General features: G+C 41.7%; 19 protein-coding genes, 1 other RNA gene and 2 pseudogenes. 15 read left to right on the top strand and 7 right to left on the bottom strand.

The genetic code is table 11. From position 1 onward, the window contains the following. Positions 1–246: 246 nt before the first annotated feature. A pseudogene (locus IEW82_RS05715) lies at positions 247–498 on the bottom strand (AAA family ATPase); the annotation flags it as partial. On the opposite strand from IEW82_RS05715, the pseudogene IEW82_RS19980 reads away from it, so the two are divergent. Continuing rightward, positions 495–728, top strand: a pseudogene (locus IEW82_RS19980) (TipAS antibiotic-recognition domain-containing protein); the annotation flags it as partial. The pseudogenes IEW82_RS05715 and IEW82_RS19980 sit on opposite strands and share 4 nt — an antisense overlap. A gap of 235 nt (positions 729–963) precedes the next feature. Next, a complete protein-coding gene (locus tag IEW82_RS05705) occupies positions 964–2,334 on the top strand; it encodes an RsmF rRNA methyltransferase first C-terminal domain-containing protein (RefSeq protein ID WP_188690569.1) in 1,371 nt (456 codons plus the stop codon). 280 nt (positions 2,335–2,614) lie between these two features. Here the strand turns inward: IEW82_RS05705 and IEW82_RS05700 are convergent, their stop codons facing one another. Together IEW82_RS05700 and IEW82_RS05695 are read right to left on the bottom strand one after the other, a co-directional pair. Next, a complete protein-coding gene (locus IEW82_RS05700) occupies positions 2,615–3,304 on the bottom strand; it encodes a metallophosphoesterase family protein (RefSeq protein ID WP_188690563.1) in 690 nt (229 codons plus the stop codon). A gap of 303 nt (positions 3,305–3,607) precedes the next feature. Then, complete coding sequence (locus IEW82_RS05695; protein ID WP_188690561.1) at positions 3,608–3,949, bottom strand: hypothetical protein; 342 nt, start codon at positions 3,947–3,949, stop codon at positions 3,608–3,610. 130 nt (positions 3,950–4,079) lie between these two features. Between IEW82_RS05695 and IEW82_RS05690 the strand changes: the two genes are divergently transcribed. The 8 genes from IEW82_RS05690 (at position 4,080) to IEW82_RS05655 (ending at position 13,712) form a co-directional block, all read left to right on the top strand. Next, positions 4,080–4,379, top strand: coding sequence for a hypothetical protein (locus IEW82_RS05690; protein ID WP_188690557.1), 300 nt, complete (start codon positions 4,080–4,082; stop codon positions 4,377–4,379). 147 nt (positions 4,380–4,526) lie between these two features. After that, positions 4,527–5,543, top strand: coding sequence for an aldo/keto reductase (locus tag IEW82_RS05685; RefSeq protein ID WP_188690553.1), 1,017 nt, complete (start codon positions 4,527–4,529; stop codon positions 5,541–5,543). A 675-nt stretch (positions 5,544–6,218) separates the two neighbouring features. Next, positions 6,219–8,222, top strand: coding sequence for a methyl-accepting chemotaxis protein (locus tag IEW82_RS05680; RefSeq protein ID WP_188690550.1), 2,004 nt, complete (start codon positions 6,219–6,221; stop codon positions 8,220–8,222). A gap of 314 nt (positions 8,223–8,536) precedes the next feature. Then, positions 8,537–9,190, top strand: coding sequence for a response regulator (locus tag IEW82_RS05675; protein WP_188690548.1), 654 nt, complete (start codon positions 8,537–8,539; stop codon positions 9,188–9,190). A gap of 6 nt (positions 9,191–9,196) precedes the next feature. Next, the gene (locus IEW82_RS05670) at positions 9,197–10,303 is read left to right on the top strand and encodes a sensor histidine kinase (RefSeq protein WP_188690546.1); all 1,107 of its coding nucleotides are present in this window, start codon (positions 9,197–9,199) and stop codon (positions 10,301–10,303) included. Between the two features lie 186 nt (positions 10,304–10,489). After that, positions 10,490–11,425, top strand: coding sequence for an ABC transporter ATP-binding protein (locus IEW82_RS05665; protein WP_188690543.1), 936 nt, complete (start codon positions 10,490–10,492; stop codon positions 11,423–11,425). A gap of 19 nt (positions 11,426–11,444) precedes the next feature. Continuing rightward, positions 11,445–12,566: an ABC transporter permease gene (locus IEW82_RS05660; protein WP_188690541.1), complete on the top strand. Its 1,122-nt coding sequence runs from the start codon at positions 11,445–11,447 to the stop codon at positions 12,564–12,566. Continuing rightward, positions 12,567–13,712 carry an ABC transporter permease gene (locus IEW82_RS05655; RefSeq protein WP_188690538.1) on the top strand — a complete coding sequence of 382 codons (1,146 nt, stop codon included), beginning with the start codon at positions 12,567–12,569 and terminating at the stop codon, positions 13,710–13,712. Between the two features lie 208 nt (positions 13,713–13,920). Here the strand turns inward: IEW82_RS05655 and IEW82_RS05650 are convergent, their stop codons facing one another. After that, positions 13,921–14,406 (bottom strand): QueT transporter family protein, encoded by a 486-nt coding sequence (locus tag IEW82_RS05650; RefSeq protein WP_188690535.1) that lies wholly within the window; start codon positions 14,404–14,406, stop codon positions 13,921–13,923. A 291-nt stretch (positions 14,407–14,697) separates the two neighbouring features. Then, complete coding sequence (locus IEW82_RS05645) at positions 14,698–14,901, bottom strand: zinc ribbon domain-containing protein (protein ID WP_188690532.1); 204 nt, start codon at positions 14,899–14,901, stop codon at positions 14,698–14,700. A gap of 165 nt (positions 14,902–15,066) precedes the next feature. Between IEW82_RS05645 and IEW82_RS05640 the strand changes: the two genes are divergently transcribed. The 3 genes from IEW82_RS05640 to ssrS all read left to right on the top strand — a co-directional run bounded on the left by IEW82_RS05640 (position 15,067) and on the right by ssrS (position 16,507). Beyond that, positions 15,067–16,020 (top strand): bile acid:sodium symporter family protein, encoded by a 954-nt coding sequence (locus IEW82_RS05640; protein WP_188690529.1) that lies wholly within the window; start codon positions 15,067–15,069, stop codon positions 16,018–16,020. 20 nt (positions 16,021–16,040) lie between these two features. Then, positions 16,041–16,271, top strand: coding sequence for an excisionase family DNA-binding protein (locus tag IEW82_RS05635; RefSeq protein ID WP_188690526.1), 231 nt, complete (start codon positions 16,041–16,043; stop codon positions 16,269–16,271). Positions 16,272–16,330: 59 nt separating this feature from the next. Next, positions 16,331–16,507: non-coding RNA, 6S RNA (gene ssrS / locus IEW82_RS05630), on the top strand. Positions 16,508–16,898: 391 nt separating this feature from the next. Here ssrS and IEW82_RS05625 read toward each other — a convergent pair. Then, entirely contained in the window at positions 16,899–17,567 is a 669-nt protein-coding gene (locus tag IEW82_RS05625) for a CidB/LrgB family autolysis modulator (RefSeq protein ID WP_188690522.1), read from the bottom strand. Next, on the bottom strand, positions 17,564–17,938 hold the full coding sequence (locus IEW82_RS05620) for a CidA/LrgA family holin-like protein (protein ID WP_188691100.1): 375 nt from the start codon (positions 17,936–17,938) through the stop codon (positions 17,564–17,566). Before IEW82_RS05620 ends, IEW82_RS05625 begins: the two co-directional genes overlap by 4 nt. Positions 17,939–18,053: 115 nt before the next feature. Between IEW82_RS05620 and cidR the strand changes: the two genes are divergently transcribed. Both cidR and IEW82_RS05610 read left to right on the top strand, forming a co-directional pair. Continuing rightward, positions 18,054–18,950 carry a cidABC operon transcriptional activator CidR gene (gene cidR / locus IEW82_RS05615; RefSeq protein ID WP_188690518.1) on the top strand — a complete coding sequence of 299 codons (897 nt, stop codon included), beginning with the start codon at positions 18,054–18,056 and terminating at the stop codon, positions 18,948–18,950. Between the two features lie 18 nt (positions 18,951–18,968). Beyond that, positions 18,969–19,862 carry an MFS transporter gene (locus IEW82_RS05610; protein WP_229672376.1) on the top strand — a complete coding sequence of 298 codons (894 nt, stop codon included), beginning with the start codon at positions 18,969–18,971 and terminating at the stop codon, positions 19,860–19,862. Positions 19,863–20,159: the final 297 nt, after the last annotated feature.

Here is a 20,159-nt window from a genome sequence, read left to right as displayed (position 1 = left end):
AGGCTTGTGGGCACCTTAAGTGTGTGATTGGCGAAAATCACATCAGGAGTACCAGCGAAGTGGTGCAAGCCAAGTTTTCTAAAAAGCATAGAATGTATAAAATTTCTGGTCATGAGGACGGTGCGGATTTCCGCTCCAATTCACTTGACCTGCGTGGGTGTATATTGGCGGTGTAAGCTTTCAAATCATGGCCAGAGCAAAGCAAAAGAGAGAGGGGCAAGAGAACAAAATAAAATTGCGAGTAGTCTAGTCTTCGGTGAAAAGGTGGTGGATGAATCGCTCTTTATCCTCAAAAAATAACTTCATCGTACGGTAGTGTTGGGTTTCCTCAAGTGTGGTTTCTTTGATCCCATCCTCAGTAAACTCAAAAACGGTTGCTTGTGGATAGGCCATGATGATGGGAGAGTGCGCAGCAATGATAAATTGCGAATGCTGTTGGACCAATTCATGCATTTTGGATAAGAATGCAAGCTGGCGCAAAGGCGATAGAGCGCCTTGCTAAGACGCTTGCTACGGGTAATCCAGCAGGCGAATTAGCACAGTAGACAGCGGAGCTTCATCGAGAGTGGTTGACGCTGCATTGGGTAAAGTATAGTGAAGAGGCCCATGCAGGACTTGCGCAAATGTATGGTGATGATGAAAGATTCACAGCTTACTATGATGCTGTTCGTCCAGGAGCCACAGCTTTTCTTCGAGAGGCTATCCTTATTTATACAGGGAAACCTTAAAAAAGCAATTTAAATGGGTTGAAGCATCAGCACTCAAAGCAGTTTTCATTTCAATTTCAAGCTCCTCAGGAATAAATGCTGTGTTCCCGAGGGGTTTTTAAACGTGTGCTAGACACAAGGCGTAGCTGTTTTTCAGCTATTCGATCGAGCGTTCTATATCTTGAGGTAGCGTGGGGCCTTGTCATGGATTACAATAGCAAGGAAGACAGACATGCTTTTGAGGTGACAAGAAGACATGCAGCTACCACGAGACTTTCAAATCAAAATGCAAGACCTCTTAAAAGAGGAGTATGAGGCTTTTATTCATAGCTATGATGAAAGCAAGAGTCAAGGGCTTCGGGTGAATACCTTGAAGCTATCAGTAGAGACCTTTCTAAAAGAATCTCCTTTTACTTTACAACAGGTCCCATGGACGGAAACGGGCTTTTACTATGAGGAAAACAGTCGTCCTGGGAAGCACCCATACCATGAAGCGGGATTATATTACATACAGGAACCAAGCGCTATGGCGGTTGGAGAGAGCGTGGCGCCCAGGCCGGGGGAAAAGGTGCTGGATCTTTGTGCAGCGCCGGGAGGGAAAACAACGCATCTGGCTGCACAAATGCAGCAAGAGGGATTGCTGGTAAGCAATGAGATCCACCCCATGCGTGCTCGGGTTCTTTCCCAAAATGTTGAACGGATGGGGATTAAGAATGCCGTGGTGACCAATGAGACACCCGAACGATTGGCAGAGCACTTTCCAAGCTTTTTTGATCGAATTTTAGTTGATGCGCCTTGCTCAGGTGAGGGAATGTTTCGGAAGGATCCTGAAGCCCGCGCGGAATGGAGTTTAGACAATGTAGCACGCTGCTCTGAGCGGCAATTGGCTATACTCAATCATGCGGCGACGATGCTACGTCCAGGGGGGAAGCTCGTTTATTCGACCTGCACCTTTTCACCAGAGGAAAATGAAGGGGTAATCGCTGCGTTCATCAAGGCGCAGCATCATTTTGATATCGTAGAAGGTCCCGACTACCAAGGGTTGAGTCACGGACGCCCTGAATGGGTAGCTCACGCTGTCCCATCTCTTGAAAAAACGCGGCGGATTTGGCCTCATCTTGTCAAAGGAGAGGGGCACTTTATTGCGGTATTAAGAAAAGGCGATGGTGAGCAGGGACAAAGGCTCAAGCCTGCGGAGATACTTAAGGATCACAAGCTGATAAAGGAATATCAAAGCTTTGTCAAGGCTAGCTTGAATACGATACCCAAGGGACAATACGCTCTATTTGGCGACCAGCTTTATCTCGTGCCGGATGGCATGGTTTCAATGAAAAATTTAAAAGTCATCCGTCCCGGCTGGCATTTGGGGACACTGAAAAAAAATCGCTTTGAGCCTGCTCATGCCTGTGCGTTAGCTCTTAAAAATGGAGAGGCTAAATATACCGTTAATCTGTCAAAGGATGCCTCTGAGGTCGTCGCCTATTTAAGGGGAGAGACGCTTAATATAGATGGAGCCAAAGGCTGGTATCTCGTAGGGGTGGACGGTCATGCGTTAGGCTGGGGGAAGCTGAGCAATAACATGCTCAAAAATCATTATCCAAAAGGCTTGAGATGGACAGGGCGTTAACAATGAGAGAGGCCAAAGGCTGTGGAGAATCTGGGATGAAGTGGCGGCATGTTGAACCGAAGGCTTAGCATCGTATGTCGCCTAGCTGCCGTATATCCGTTAAGGGCCTTCGGCTAAGTGCGCCACATCCATGTGACAACACCAAAGCTAGCACAGCCTCGGAGGCTGTGCTAGCGAAAAAGCGAGGCGGTTCATAATTTTACTGATAACGCCGAACGCATGCCTTTAGAAATTTTGAATGCGCTCGGCTTCTCTATGAGCCGAACTTTTGTCCCTACCTCTATTTTATGTGATAGGTCTGACGAGTCGGTAACTCAAGGGCATTGAGCTGACCGCCATACACACAACCCCCATCAATGCCAATAATATTATTCTTACCGAAAAAGACGTCGACACTGTCGTGAAAGGCATGAGTCGGTGTGTGACCAAAGACGACAGGCTTTTCACCTTTATAGCCATAGTGGAATTCTTCGCGGATCCACATTAAAAGATGAGGATCCGTTTCGCTGACCGGGGTTGTTGGGTCAACACCCCCATGAACAAAGATATAATCATCTGTTTCATAATAGTGGTCAAGCGTTTGGATGAAGTCGAGATGCTTAGTCACGGCTTCATTTTTCTTAAGTGGAATGAAGGCGGACACCGCCTCTTCAAGTTGAGCTGAAGGAATGGTGTATTCATAGCTTCGCAGGGTTTCAAGCCCGCCGTTACGAAGCCAATGTTTGATGTTGCTTTCATTTTGAAAGGCCTTCTCCATCATGTCCTCATGATTGCCCTTAAGTAAAATCGCCCCCTGATCCCTAAGCCTCATTACTTTCTCTATGACAGCTTTAGAATCTGGACCGCGATCGACATAGTCTCCTAATAAAATCAACTGATCATGATCAGGGTTAAATTCGAGCGCTTCTAATAATCGCTCAAATTTATGAATCTCTCCATGAATATCACTAATCGCGATGATCCTTTTCATGTCTACAAGACTCCTTTTATGATGATGATTCTTAAGATTAAAGCGATATCATTTGTTGCTTATTGTAGCACGTTTCTCCCAAAAAGTATGTAACATGACTCACAGAACAGATATTATTTTTTGTTAAGGAAATTTTGAAGACAAGAGAGAGTATATTTGAGACGGAGTGCAACAAATAATGGCAACATTCATGAATCATTCGTTATGAAAAGAGAGAGGTTTATTAATGGGATTTCAAAAAAGAGTTAGAAAAGAGAATGTCCCGAAATCCCTAAGTACTCGGGATTTCAGGACATCCTTGATTTAATGTGCAGGAAGTCTATGAGTCTTGCCATCTTCCTTTAAGACTTTTAAAATCGTTTCACGAACACGGTGGGCGTGTTCCCCTTCAACGACCATTAAAAAGGTTTGATCAACATAAGTTAGAAAGAGAGTAATGAGCATGGATAGGCTTGAGATTTTATAGGGCTTGCCGTTTTTGTGATAGAGATAAACATGACTCTGGGACTCTCTGCATAAATCATAGATATGCAGTAATCTACGGATGCTCAGCTGTTTGGTAATCCTCAATGATGTCATTGCTTTCATCTTTTCACATCCCCTTTGTATGAGTGTTAATTCTGATTTCTGATTTGAACTCATCATTCCCGTTCCACCCTATCATCAAACATTACAATTGTGTATCAGAGGTTTCCTTGGTTTTTTCTTCTAGTGTAATCCTATGAAAGATTGCAAGAGAATTGGCATAGGTATAGTAGAAAGGGAGGGGGATGGATTGAATGTTAGTCAGGTCTTTCGCCGTTACTTGAAACTTTATTTTCCATCAGGAATGTACGAGGAGTGGTATATGGACGTCGCTACCATTGCCACGCGGGATTTACGTCTGAACGGGATTAGACGCTTGATTCCATCAGAGAATGAATGGTTAAAGCTTCATGTATTCTTTTGTCATGGTATTAGAGAAAAGTTATTTCTTATTCAGGATGAAAGTGGACAAACTCACCTTGTCATAGGTCTCATTAAGGGGAATCGCGTGTTGCATTGCCAGAAGTTGATTCAGCAACCTTATTGCTAAGACTTAAGTTTCTTATAGATACTAACTATAAATAGTATTCTATATTACGTGAGTTTGAGTTTATGAAAATAAAGTCAGTCCTTCAAAAGAAGCTATAAAACAATTTATAATGATGAATAGATTGATGCTATGAAGGAGGAGTTGGAATTGGATTATCGTTATTTAGGTAAGACAGGGTTGAGGGTAAGCGATCTTTGTCTTGGTACGATGACCTTGGGGCGGGAAACAAGCGAAGAGGATAGCTTTCGCATTCTTGATCGATTTGTTGAGGCTGGCGGAAACTTTATTGATACGGCGGATGTGTATTCACAGGGAGGTTCTGAAACCATTGTCGGGCAATGGCTGAAAAATAAAAGACGTGAGGATTTTGTATTGGCGACAAAGGTCAGATTTCCAATGGGAGATAGCTTAAATGATGTCGGATTGAGCCGCAAACATATCATTGCTGGTGTTAAAGAAAGCCTGCGCCGCTTACAAACAGATTATATTGATCTCTATCAGGTCCATGCTTGGGATCCTAGAACGCCTCTAGAAGAAACATTAAGCACATTAAATGATCTTGTCCGTGAGGGGCTCGTGCGTTATATTGGTGCGAGTAATTTTAAAGCGTGGCAATTGCAAAAAGCCATCGATACGAGTAAAGCGCATGGCTGGGAAGCGTTTGTTTGTCTGCAGCCCCAGTATAATTTGCTTTGTCGAGCAACGGAATATGAATTAATCGATGTGTGTGTGAATGAAGGGTTGGGGGTAATTCCTTGGAGTCCGTTAAGAGGGGGCTGGTTAAGTGGGAAATTCACCCGTGGTATGGAGAAGCCACCTGAAAATACACGAATTGCTCTGGCCGAAAAACAAGGCAGGGGAGAGTCGTGGTCACGTTACAATAATGATTTCACTTGGAATGTATTGGATGCGCTTTATTCGGTCGCTGAGGAAGCAGAAAAGCCCCCTGCACAAGTGGCAATCAATTGGCTCCTGCAAAGTCCCGGTGTTACGGCTCCCATCATTGGTGCACGCACAATAGAACAATTAGAAGCAAATTTAGGCGCTTCAGGCTGGACGCTTAGTGAAGCACAAATGGCTAAGCTGAATGAAGCCAGCGCAATGCTTGTCACATATCCTTATGATCAAGATGCAGAGAATCAACGCCATCGAGGGAGAGAGTAATGTGTAAGATACTCTAAATTGAATAATAGGAAGAGCCAAAGCCTTCATGAAGAGCGCTTTGGCTTTTTTAAGAGATCAGAAAGTATAAAATTTCTGGTCATGAGGACGATGCGCGCGTCCGCTCCAGGCCGCGTGCTTTCTGCGGGGGAGTGGTAAGCCACCTCGCGCCTTCGCACTGCTAAGGTCTTACCGATCTCCCACTTCCTGCAGGACTCTAGTCTCCGCATCATGAGTTAGTGGCGCCCGAGGAACACATGATTTTAGAGTGTTCCTCGGGCGCCTTGTGCTCTCATCCATAAAATGGGATACATTCTGCAATAAAGTAGCAGGTAATACATTTGCTTGTTGCGTGACCATGACCTTCACCTTCACTTCCCTATGTGTAATCCGGTCTTCTGACAAGAACGCATTTTAGAGAGGTGGGGGTACCCTAAGGCATTGAAAGTTCGCATATAACGGGTATTCTGTGGCGCGCTTTTAGTCTTGAATTAAGCTAAATTATTCAATGGCTTCTTATTTCACTTTAAATAAACGATTAATTCATTTGTATGAAAATTGAGTTTCATTACGATGTTCGTTATACTATTTATTTTTTTGTAAAGCTGACGATATAACAGATATGATCGACAAGTTTATTTTTATTTTTAGACAACATCTAGGAGGGAAAGTCACAAAATGCAAGAAAATAATGCTTTTAAGCGTGCTATCAGCGTGCTTTTTCATCTTAGCTTAAAAGCTAAACTTACTCTATCGTTTTTGGTTATACTGATCGTTCCGCTTGTGGTTAGCAACTGGATTTCTTATAAAGATGCGGAAAATACAGTGGATAGCCAAATGATGAACTCGGAACATAATAGTGTCAACATCGTTAACCAAACGATTGATCAGTTTATAAGTGCTCAAGAGCAAAATATTGATTATCTTGCTCAAGCTATTCCAGCAGCTGATATCAACAATAATGAGAATAAGAAGACGCGTGAGATTCTCAATAAAATTCAGAAGTCCTCTGCAAATGTTGAACAGACTTATGTTGGAACTGAGACAGGTTCGTTTATGAACGAGCCAACATCGTTTAAAAATCCGCCAGACTATGATCCTAGGAAAAGACCCTGGTATCAAGATGCTATGAAGGCCAATGGTAAGGTCATTATTACTGATCCTTATGTCTCTCAGTCTTCTAAACAAATGGTAGTCACCATTGCGCAAAAGACACAAGACGGACAAGGGGTCGCTGCGGTCAATTTAAGATTAGACAGCATTACAAATATGCTTTCTAGCATTAAAGTTGGTCAGCATGGGTATCTATCCTTATTGGATAAGAATAACATGATCATTTCTGATCCAAAGGAAAAAGAAGGAACTAAAGCTAAGGGGTCATTTTATAAAACCATCCACTCAGGAAATTCTGGGGACCTTAATGTTGTACATAAGGGAAAACAAGAAAGGCTTTCCTATGAAACCAACAAATTAACAGGATGGAAGATTATCGGAACCATGTATCAGGATGAAGTGGATCAAGCTGTCCATCCTATCTTAACGAAGACAATTATTGTCCTAGTGATTTCTTTAATTCTCGCAGGACTCCTTATCTTCTTGATTATCCGATCCATTACCCGTCCGCTTGCTCTTTTAATGGATTCAGCCGATAAAGTCAGTGAAGGCGATCTACGGGCTCCTGTTGTCATTAAGACGCAAGACGAAATTGGTCAACTGGGACATGCTTTTGAACGGATGCGGACGTCACTGATTCAGGTCGTTTCTGAGATTGAAAGTAAAGCGACATCTTTAGCGGCATCCTCTGAAGAGCTTTCTGCTAGCACAAATCAAAATAGCAAAGCGACTGAGCAGATCACGCAATCGATCCAGGAGCTTAGCTTAGGTGCAGAGCGGCAGTCGCGTAAAATCGATGAAAGCACACAATCAGCGATAGAAATGGTCACCACGATCCAAGAGATCTCAGAAAGCTCTAATGAAGTGGCTTCTACAGCGATTAATACTTCTAACGTTGTCAATGAGGGCAATGAAGCTGTTGAGGTTTCTGTACAGCAAATGCAATTTATTAAAAATACGGTTAGTGAATTAGCTGAAAAGCTCAAAACATTAGGAGAATACTCAGCCAACATTGATCAAATCATTAATGTCATTACTGAAATTGCTGACCAAACCAATCTATTGGCGCTTAATGCAGCCATTGAAGCGGCACGAGCTGGTGAACAAGGAAAAGGCTTTGCTGTCGTTGCCGATGAAGTGCGTAAGCTTGCTGAACAATCCTCACAATCAACGGATAAGATTCGTGAAGTGGTCACAGCTATTCAAAAGGAAACCGATCTCGCCTTGCAGTCTATGGAGACAGGTAAAGTCGAAGTAGATAAAGGGATTGACGTCGTGAATAGCGCAGGAGAATCCTTCAAAAATATTAAGCAGTTTGTAGATAACGTCACAAGTCAAATCCAAAATGTATCTGCAGCTGTGCAGGAGATCGCTGCCAGCACAGAACAAAATGTCCGCACCTTTGAGGATATTTCGGAGATTTCCAAGCAAACCTCAGCAGGAACACAAGACGTTTCTGCGACAACCGAGGAACAGCTTGCTTCTATGGAGGAAATTTCCTCATCCGCAGAAAATCTTTCAGAAATGGCTGAGGAACTCCAAGGCATCATCGAACGATTTAAAATTTAAAGAATTAAAGTTGTGTCATCACTCTTAAACGGGTGATGGCACTTTTTTGATAGGTTGCAATAACTCCTTAGACTATACAACTTAAAAGCTAATATGAACAAAGCGGGGGAGAAGTTTAACAAAGGAGTCTGTAATGAAACACACAAAAGTGGCTCCAAGAGGGGGTTCTCTATTTCAACAGTGAGGCTACCGATTGTGCTTAAGCGTGATAGATTAAAATGAATATCATGAAAATAAGTTACTCAACTGTTTTGCATTATGCGCTATAATGGTGAAAAGTCGATACGTGAGAGAGGAACGGTCGGGAATTCGTTATGGATAAGATAAGAATACTATTAGCCGATGATAATTCATTTATCAGGGAAGGTATGAAAATTATTTTAAACACATATGAGGAGTTCGATGTCGTAGCGACAGTCAACGATGGGCAGGAAGCTGTCGATTATTGCCTGCAAATGGATGTGGATATCGCCCTCTTAGATGTCCGCATGCCTAATATGAACGGAGTAGAGGCCACCAAGAAGCTGTCAGAGGCGACTGAGACAAAGCCAGTCATTTTAACCACATTTGATGATGATGATTACATTTTGGATGCAATCCGTAATGGCGCTAAGGGATATTTACTCAAAAACACTGATCCTGAGCGTATTCGGGATGCTATTAAGGGCGTCTATAATGGCAATACCGTGATGCAGGATGTCGTCCTAGACAAACTTAAAATCAATCTGAAGACAAAGGAAGCAGATCATGAAGCACCGTTTGATACAACGCTATTTACAGCTAGGGAATTGGAGATCATGGAGCTGATTGCTAAGGGATTGTCCAATAAAGCGATGTCGAAGCAGCTTTTCATATCTGAAGGGACAGTCGCGAACTATATCACCTCTATATTAGGAAAGACTGGACTTGAGCACCGCACTCAGATTGCGATTTATTATCTCAAAGGGGCAGTCGAGAAAACGGAGTAAATAGCTATGGATTTCTGGATGATTATCACTAAACTTATTTTAATCATTTATATCGCTTTTACCAACGCCTATTTCCAAGGTCAGGATCTTGGCTGGGTAATCTTTGTGTTACTTATTTATTTTTGTCTGAATCTCTTGGCCTATATTTTTCATTCCACCACAATAAGAAAAGTCATGCTGTTTTTTACCGCTCTATTTATTATTTTGTGCCAGCATGTCTTAGACCCATCTCTTATCATTCTATTACCACTTTGTCTTTTTGAACTGATGAGCTATTACATACAAAAAAGCTGGGTGCTTTTGCTAGTATCCTGTCTTCCGGAATTGGTGCTCAAAGAAAGCCTGCGGATTCCCTATGGGCTGAGTACATCACTGAGCTTTGTCATTTTCTATCTTGTCTTTACTCATACAAAGAAATTAACCCTGTATACGGATCGATTGGATAAAATGCGTCAAGATATGCAGCGGTTGACCCGAAAGTTGAATGAAAATGAAGCCTATATTAAGCAATCGGAGTACACGCTAAAGCTAGAGGAACGCAACCGTTTATCCCAAGAAATTCATGATAGTATTGGACATTCCATGACAGGGGCGCTTATTCAGATGGAAGCGGCCAAGCATGTGATGAATACAGATAAGGAAAAAGCTACTGATCTTTTACAAAATGCTATAAATATTTCTAAGGAAGGCATTGAAAGCATGCGTTTGACGCTGAAAAATATGAAGCCAGAGACTGATCAAATGGGTCTCAATCGTTTGCGCCTTTTAATTGATGCCTTTTCTTCTAAGCATGGCATTCCAGCACCTTTCACCCATAAAGGTAATTTAGATAAGATTACCCCGTTGCAATGGAAGGTGATTATAGAAAACACTGGCGAAGCGTTAACCAATGTTCTGAAGTATGCCAACGCCACTGTGGTTGCCATTGATATTCAAGTGTTAAATAAATTCGTTCGACTGGAAATAAAGGATAATGGTCAAGGGATGGAAAAGCTAAAGAAGGGTTTAGGTATTGTTGGCATGGAAGAACGGACAGCCGCGCTCCATGGAACAATTATTGTAGATGGAAGTAAAGGTTTTTCGGTGACCACACTGCTCCCACTGGCAACATGAGATTTCTCATAGTGAAAAAGTGAATATTTTCATATCAAAAGGATGAACTTATGCACTGACGTAAGCTCATCCTTTCGTTTTATACTAGCAGCAGAGATAAACACTATATAACACAATGATCAATTGAGCTAAGTAAAAAATGGATGGCAATAAAAACTAAGATGAGATAGGGTGAGGTGCAGCATTATGAAGGTTTTAGAATTAAAAAATCTAACAAGAAGATTTGGCGATTTTGTCGCTGTGGATAATGTGTCCTTGGCAATAGAAGAAGGAGAAATCTTTGGCTTTCTTGGCACGAATGGTGCGGGGAAAAGCACGACAATCAATATGATTTCTGGCTTGCTTCGACAGTCAAAAGGGGACATCAAGCTGTTAGATAAAGAGATCAATAAGAATAAGAAGTTTGCTAAAAGCAATATCGGCATGGTCCCACAGGACATTGCGATTTACGAGGATTTGACCGCCCACGAAAATGTTCAGTTTTTTGCAGGCTTATATGGCTTGCGTGGTTCTGAATTAAAGAATCGTGTGGATGAAGCTCTGCAATTTGTCGGTCTGACAAGTCGAGCGAAGGACTATCCAAAGAATTTTTCTGGAGGCATGAAGCGTCGACTCAATATTGCCTGCGCCATTGCCCATCGTCCTAAATTAATTATTATGGATGAACCAACAGTGGGAATTGATCCACAATCCAGAAATTATATCCTCAACTCGGTCCATAAGCTGAATGAGATGGGCTGTACAATTATTTATACGAGCCATTATATGGAGGAAGTTGAAGAAATCTGCTCACGGATTGCGATTATTGACCATGGAAAAATCATTGCTGAGGGTACGAAGGAGCAACTTAAAGCAATTATCACGGATACCAAGGACATTTGGATTGGTGTTCATTCACCGGAGTCCCTAAACATTTCAACATTAAAAGCGATTAATGGGGTGAATGAAGTTCAGGTTGATGAGGACGTTGTTAAAATCAATTCACGGGCAGACGTGAATAACCTGAATCGCATTATTCAATATTTTATTAACTCAGGCATCGAAATTCGTTCGATTGATGAACAAGCACCTAATTTGGATACGGTTTTTCTCACTCTAACGGGGCGGACCTTACGAGACTAATTAAAAAGGAGGTGGCATTATGAACATTATCTCAATCGCTTTAAAGGAAATCAAAAGTGATTTTCGTGATATTAAAACGTTTATACTTCTCTTGGCTTTCCCGATTGTTCTCATGCTTATTCTCGGCGCAGCACTTTCTAATGCCTTTGATTCAACACCAAAGATTGATACAGTTCATGTGTTATATCAACCATCAGCCAATGGGCAGCTCGATCAATCGTTTCAGGCCTTTGCTAAGGCTGTCGCCGATGACAATGTCCAGTTTGAAAAAGCTACCAGTAATTCAGCTGGTAAAAAGGCTGTTCAGGAAAATAAAGCCGATGGTTATGTAGAGATAACAAATGGTGGAATGAAACTCTATGAAAATGACACCAATAGTATTCAGGGGAGCATTATTGAAGGGATGCTGTCAGCCTTTGCGGATAAATATAATGTTGCCAAAACGGTATATACGATTGCGCCTAATCAAGTTGAACAGGTGCTCAAAAGCTCGGGTCAAGGCAATAGTGTCAAAGAAACCACATTGAATTCTGTGAAGCAGCCTGGGGCAATGGATTACTACGCGATTACGATGACAACAATGATCGCTTTATTTGGTGCCTTGTCTGCAATCTATTTAATTCGTGGGGAACGGAAGAGAGGCACTGCCGCTCGATTGGTTGCAGCGCCAGTGACTAAGATGGAGATTTTTATTGGGAAAATATTAGGGGCGATGGTCACAAGTACGCTCTGTACGCTCGTCGTTGTTTTTTTTAGTAAGTTTATGTTTAAAGCCAATTGGGGAAATCATTTGGGCGTCGTCTTTCTCGTGCTGCTCACCGAAATCTTTTTAGCCATCAGCTTTGGTTTAGGGGTGAGTTACATCATGAAAACGGAAGGGGCAGCCCGAATGGTTGTCATGGTCATTGTTCAGTCAGCGGCCTTCTTTGGTGGTTCCTATTTTCAGATAGATGACGCAGGCGGCCTATTGGCAAAAGCCATTCAGCTTTCCCCTCTTAATTGGGCAAATACAGCTTTGACAAAGGCAATTTATGCCAATGAATTCACGCCTGCTTGGCATACGGCGCTATTAAATGTAGGAATAGCAGTGCTCTTTCTATTGATTACTATTGGTGCATTACAACGACGGGAGGGATTGTAAATGAAGGATGTACTCTGGCTTGTCCAAAATATGTTAAGAATCCTTTTTAAGAGTAAAAAAAGCGTTTTGTTAACACTTGGTTTGCCCATTGTGGGTATCATTATCTCTCTTCTCATGTACGGTGGTACTGGAACAACAAACCTTCATGTCGGTATTGTCAATCATGATTCAAGCCGTATCACGACGGATACGATTAAATTTATTAACGGGCTCAGCCATGTCGACACAAAAACGGTTTCTCCCAGGACAGCAAAGGATGAGGTGGCCGAGGGCACGCTTGATTGTGTGATTACTTTCGATAAGGGGTTCACGAAAAGTGTTGAAAGTGGCATCCCCGATCACATTCAGATCGCTTCAATCAAAGGGGCAACGGTGACAGGTTTTGTTAAGTCCTATTTAAATAATTATCTGGAGAACATTGCTTCCTTTAGTAAAGTCGCGAATGGGCATATAGATACGTATAATCAGTTGTATAAAACCTATCAGCAGTCTCACTTTAAAGTGAAGACAGGCACCCTTAAGGACACATCAAAAAATAAAGAAATGACTTATCAAACCATTGGTTACCTCATGATGTTTATGCTGTATTCAGCCATTAATTTATCAGGAATGATCACGAGAGAGAAGGAAGGACGCACGTATTTTCGATTGCTCTCGACACCTATTAATTCTCGAAAATATGTCTTGGCGAACATACTGACTAACCTTTGTGTCATGATTCTACAAATCATCATTGTTATCGTTGTCATGACAAACGTTTTTCACATTCATGTCAGCGTGCCTTATTGGGAGATATTTGTGACATTGCTTCTGTTTGCCTTGATTGCCATTGGCCTATCATTAGCAGTTGTAGCCTTTGCGAGCAGTACGAGCTCCATGGGGGCAATTGAAAATCTTATTGTGGCCCCGACAAGTATGTTGTCAGGTTGCTTCTTTCCAATTGATGTCATGCCTGAAACCATTAAGAAAATCGCCCACTTCTTGCCGCAAAGCTGGCTTCTGGATACGATCAATAAGCTCCAAGAGGGGCAGCATTTTACAGGACTCTATTTAAATGTTTTGATATTACTCGCTTTTGCCTTAGCTTTCTTTTTAATCGCTGCCTATAAATTCAGCCGTAATAATCAAGTAAGTACCTTTCTTTAAACAGCTGTTTAAAGGTCAAAAGGCTAACCAGCAATCTTGAAATAGAGTACGAAAAAATGAAGAAAACTGCTCGCTCGGTCTAAAGCTTGACCATGGCAGGCAGATTCTTCTTTAGGGAAGGTCATCACCGACCGCATGGTTTTCTGCTCCAAAACGTTCGCAGGCCATGGGTATGACCCCTGACCCACAGATTATGCTAGCTTTGGGTTTAAATGAGTGTTTTGAAATGAATCCGTTTATCGATGATGGACATGATAGGCGCTCCAACAGCCATAACAATGCATTCTCCAATCGCGGTGGTCAACCATGTAAAAAAGAAGGGGAGATGATAGGCGAGGTGAAGCTCGATAGCAATAAGGAACATGGTTACTGTAAAAACAGCTGTATTCATGATCATCCTTAACCTGACTCCTTTGATGTATTTAGAAATCATTATCGTTATGAGTAACGAAAGGATGGATTGACCGACTCCAAAGGTTAGATCGTAGGGCGCAATAGGTGAAAAAAAGAGATTGGCTAAAAAAACACCTAAAACAATGCCGTATATGTACTTTTTGTTAAAGACAACGAGATGATTAAGCATCTCTGGAATTCGTAATTGGATATTGGTAAAACTGATCGGCTGAATGAGCATGGTAATAGCGATATATAAGGCTGCAAGCAGGCCATTTGCGACTAAGGTTTTGATGTTCATTTTCTCTCTCCTTAGCATTGACTAGATTGTCATGCGGATGCATAGATATATTATTTTACCATGTACGCTTATATCCGCAAGCATATATTCAGAAGAAAGGATAAAAAGGCCTAGTTTAACCATGTGACTATAAAGGAGGAGAGAGGGGGACAAGTCAAGCAGCTGCAAAAGTGAAAGATAGGGGGACGTTGGTGTGAACGAAGACAGGGGATTTTTACACCAATCCTCTGTCTTCGTTCGTAAAACATAAGGCTTCAGGAAAGAAAGGAAAAGCATTGAGTCATTTCTTATTTATCCGAAGAATAAGTCTAAGATATTGGAGCCCATAGAGGCTTTTTTGTTATAGAACTCGGAGTACCCACAGTTTTTGCAATACACAACAACAAACTGATTGTTTTGGATATCAAACATTTTAGACAGCCCAGTTCCTGTCATGGCTACTTCCTTTGTCCCGGCGTCTGTACTTCCACATTTGATACAGCTTTTGTCATTCATGATTCATCGCTCCTTTTTATTTCTACATGTTTATACGTTGAAATTGGGATTGGGTTTCATTTAAGGCGAATGTCTATCCGTCATGGTTTCTGACATTTTCTTTATAAAAGGTTAAGCGTATAATAAAGTTCAGAAAGTCATCTCATCGGTGAGGAGAGAGGTGCGGTGCTACAGAGTATCAATAAGCAACTCGAAAAATGGATGCCCCTCATTACTCCAACCGGGGTTGTCGTTGGGGTAATAGGTGCTTCGTATCTCAAAGAATTTTCTTTTTTAATTCCGTGGATCTTTGCCTTTATGACATTTACAGGCAGTCTCAGCTCTAATTTTAAATCCTTGAAGGAAGCTGTCATGCATCCGTTTCCCGTTTTCATCACGTTGTTTATTTTACATATACTTATGCCCCTATGGACATGGGGTGTTGGTCATACAGTGTTTAGTGGGGATGCCTATACGCTGACAGGGCTTATTTTGGGCATGGTGATTCCTACAGGCATTACAAGCTTCATCTGGGTATCGATGTATAAAGGGCATGCCACACTAACCTTGTCAATCATATTAATTGATACTTTATTATCACCACTAATAGTTCCCTATTCGTTGCACTGGCTCATAGGGGAAACAGTGAAAATTAATAGTGTAAGTCTTATGTTGGGATTGCTGCAAATGATCGTTATTCCATCTTTGATTGCGATGACCTGCAATCATTTAACCCATGGAAAGGTTAAAAGAGTCTTGAGCCCGCGTTTAGGACCGTTCTCGAAACTCGGCCTTGGTCTTGTTGTCATGCTTAACGGTGCGGTTGTTGCTCCTTATTTGAAGCATTTTAGTCTCAAGCTTTTGAGCATTGCTGGGATTGTGTTTATTCTTGCTTTTTCGGGATATCTGTTTGCCTTTATTATTGGTAGACTGTTGCGACGCTCGCAATCGTCGGTCATCGCTATTACCTACACGGGTGGGATGCGCAATATTAGCGCAGGGGCCGTTTTGGCTGTGTCCTATTTTCCCGCTCCTGTAGTCATTGGCATGCTCTTTCAGCAAGTTCTAGCCTCATTATATGGTGTGTTTCTCAATAAATTTTATGCGATTAAAACAAGTGAGAATCGTCAGGTATCTTAATGTAAGTAGGAGGAAAATCCATGTATTTAACCGTGAATGAAACAGCTGAGTATTTATCACTCCCGGTTTCGTATATTGAATCACTCATTCAGCAGCAACGCATACGTGCTGTTCATGATGGTCAGCAATACTTAATCAATAAGGAACAGTTTAATCGTCATTTAGAACAGGTAGAAAAGTATAAAAAGCAACTTGAAGAAGAAAGTCATGAGCCCATTCCGGAAGATTGGGACGCAAAAGATGAAGATTGACCGAAGTAAATGGTATTAATTTACTATATTAATCTCGATAGAATGTGTTATAATATATTCAGAAGCTGCAATGCCCGTTGCGCTATGATGTTTCAACCGATGCATGTAAAAAGGGAGTTTTACATTTGAAAGCTGACATCATGCCTTCAAGTAAGGACGATGAACGCTTTCATGCGAACACCCACCTGTCGAGAGCAGGTTCGAAACACAGGCGTGACGACATCAGCGGCTGATACATATGTAAAGAGAAGAACTGGGAAACTGGTTCTTTTTTTGTGTTTCAATATGATGCCATCTGATATGAATGTAGCTAATGAGTAGTGACGCATGCTTCCGAATCAGGGTGCGGGCGCAACAAAAAGCCCTCCATTTTAACAAAAGCCAGCATCAAAATGACGAATCTCAGCTCAATTTAACAAAAAGAGAACGAAACCAAGGTGCACGTTTCCGAATCAAGATTTACGCGCAACCTTATATGATTTCTTAAAAAGAGGATGTCCCAAAGCCTAGCTGCCTTTGAGGACATCCTCTTTTTTATATGTCAGAATGAGGAAGAGCTTATAAGGGCAACTTTGGCTTTTACCGTTAAAGCTTGGCGAGAAGTCAAACTTTAAGCTATGCGATCTCTTAAAAGACGAGCGGAGCAATACATAAGGTGAAAAGGGCTGCTAAAATCATTGAAACACTTGAGATGGTGCCGGAGACAGCGCTGAGCTCAAAGGCTTTTGAGGTGCCGGCACCATGGGCACCAGTGCCAAACAATACACCACGAGCGATTTCGTTATCAATTCGAAACCAGCGAATGACAAGTGGACCAATAATAGAGCCAAGAATCCCAGTTAGAATGACAACGATAGCTGTAATTGTTGGAATCCCTCCGATAAGCTGGGAGACATTCATGGCAATGGGAGTCGTGACTGATCGCGGAATCATGCTATCTAATAAGGAAGCATTAAGATGAAGGCATTTGGCGAAAAGCGCTGAAGATAGCATGCCCATCATCGCCCCACTCATCACACCGAAAAGAATCTCGACAGCGTATTTTTTTAAGACATCAAAGTGTTTATAGAGCGGTACAGCAAAAGCGATAGTAGCCGGCTGTAACATCGCACTTAACCATTTGCTCCCTGCATTATAGGTATGGAAGGGAACGTGGCCGAGGAGAATGATGATGACCAAGGCCAATGGGGTGATGAGCAGTGGTGTTAAATAGACGCGTGTATACTTGCGATAGACCACTTTTGTCGCGTAATAAATAGCAATCGTTAAAATAAAGCATAAGGCAGCAAGAATCATAATGCCCTTTTTCTCTCCCTTCTCTTGGCGATGGCGACAGCAACGCGTCCTGCACAGGCCATGACCAAGCCAGTGCTGAGGATAACCAGCGTGATCACCTGCAAGCCATTTTGGAACAGCAATGTTTTATATTGAATGATCCCGACTGCTGATGGAATGAAGAAGAGCAACAGCTCTGCAAGCATCCAGTTTGCTCCAATATCCACCCATTTTAGTGGAAGGATCTTTGTTTTAAGTAAAATAAAAATAAGAATAATTCCCAAGATGCTCCCAGGAATTTTTAGATGAAAAAGCTGTGTTATTTCATTCATGATTAAAGAAACAAAAATAAAAAAAGCGATCTGGAGGATCCCTTTGATGATGGTTTTTATCCTCATGTGATATGCACTCCTTACAAATTTATTGTATGACAGGATGTCTTATAGGTAAAATGAATATTAAGAATGAATTGTATTCCATTTATCTATAGATGAGAAGGTGTGAAATATGGATGTTCGTCACTTGCACTATTTTATAGAAGTTGCGAATTGGAAAAGCTTCACAAAAGCTGCACAGCATCTCTATGTCACGCAGCCAACCATTAGTAAAATGGTGAAAAACCTTGAAGAAGAATTAGGAGTCGCATTACTGGAACGTACCGGAAAGCAAATCCAATTGACTGATGCTGGAAAAGTGATCTTGGAGCAGGCCAAAGCGATTACGTCTGCCTTTCAAAATATGACGTCAGCTCTCGATGATTTAAGAAACCTTAAAACCGGTCATGTACGCATTGGCTTGCCACCGATGATCGGCGCGCGTTTTTTTCCACAAGTGATCGGTGGTTTCCGAGAAAAGTATCCAGGTGTCACACTTCAGCTTGTGGAGGATGGAGCAAAAAAGATTGAGCAGGATGTCGCTGGTGGATTATTAGACATCGGTGTTGTACTTCTCCCCTTTAAAAAAGAGGTGTTTCATTCCTTTCCCTTTGTGAAAGAAGAGATTAGACTTGTGGTACCGACCACCCACTCATTGAGTGAGCGGACTGAAGTCAGCCTTGCTGAATTGGCTCATGAACCTTTTATCTTGTTCCGGGAGGATTTTGCGCTTCATGAACGGATTATCAAAGCCTGTCTAAGTGAAGGGTTTCATCCGCAGATTGTTGCTGAAAGCTCACAATGGGATTTTATCAGTGAAATGGTGGCGAGTCGTTTAGGCATTGCTCTATTACCAGAGGCCATCACCGCCGGCTTAGATCGCGAACGAGTAAAGGTGATCCGCTTGGTCAAGCCTACGATCCCGTGGCATCTAGCTGTTGTGTGGAGAAAGGACTTCTACTTGCCCTTTGCGGCAAGGGAATGGCTTCACTATACGCGTCAGGTGATGAAGGAATTGGGGGAGAACTGAAATCAAAAAGGAGAGGTTTTGGACGCTTTAAATGGGCTTTCAACCACCTTTTTTTCAGGGGCGGATGAAGCCTTGATTTATGAATCATTAAAAGAGGAAAAAAAGCATCATTTGATGGATAAGGCGATGGGAAATATCCAGTCTGTCGGATTTATTGCTATGCTTATGGCTGTCATTTTTGGTTCTTATATCGCTAAGGACTTACATCATCAACAGTTTATTTTTCTTATTTACCTTGGTCTTGCGTTTCATCTTCTCGAGTGTCTGCTCATTTTCTTTATAAAAAGTCCCAATTACATAGGAAGCTTTCATGACAATCCTTTTAAACAAGTGGGGGCAGGGATTCAAGCCATTCGCAAGGCGCCACAGCTTCTTTTTTTGTTTTTGAATTATACGCTGGTTTTTATTCCTGCTGATTCCGTTTACGAGGCATTTAATCAACCCTTATTTAAAAATGCGGGGCTGCCGGTGTTTTTCATCGGGATTGTTTACGCCTTAGCAGCTATAGGGGGCTATCTAGCTTCAAAATATGTTGGCTGGCTGACGTTGCATTTTCCTAGGAAATGGGTGATGCATCTGACTGGGCTTCTAACGGTGCTGGGGCTTTTCTTATCTGCAGTATTTCAACAAACACTTGGGCTCATCCTTGGTGCTTTTTTTCTCTTAAGAATTGGACAAGCTATGAGATACCCTATATATTCACAATGGAGTAATGATCTTATCCCTTCCTCGATAAGAGCCACAACGCTATCCTTACTTTCTGTTCTTGATTCTGCTTTTGATTTAATCATTTTTGGTAGTCTATCTGCCATTGCTATCAAAGGGTTAACAGGAATATTGCTTGCAAGCAGTGGTGTGGCTTTAATGGGTGTACTTTTCCTCATAAAAAGGATGCGACAGCATGAAAAATAAAATGGGGAAAGATTTAAATCCATATATTAAGGGGCATTTTTGTATATAACGTTAATATTTTAGTTGATTCTTATAAGATGAAAGCCTTTAATTTTTAAAAATGTGTCTAAAAACCTAACATTTCTCCCGTCTTTCTGAAAAAAGCATAGGTTTTTATCGAATTGTGATGCAAAAAATGTTGATTTTAGTTAATCCTGAATCCGTGATGAATTGAAATCGACTTTGATTTTGTTGTAATTTTGATGGATTGATAATCCATAAAACCCTTTTTATGCTTATGACCTATGTCATCTCTAT

The sequence above is a fragment of the Pullulanibacillus camelliae genome (genome assembly GCF_014642655.1).
In the GTDB taxonomy this organism is placed as follows: Bacteria; Bacillota; Bacilli; order Bacillales; family Sporolactobacillaceae; genus Pullulanibacillus; species Pullulanibacillus camelliae.
This window is presented reverse-complemented; position numbering and strand designations above follow the sequence as displayed.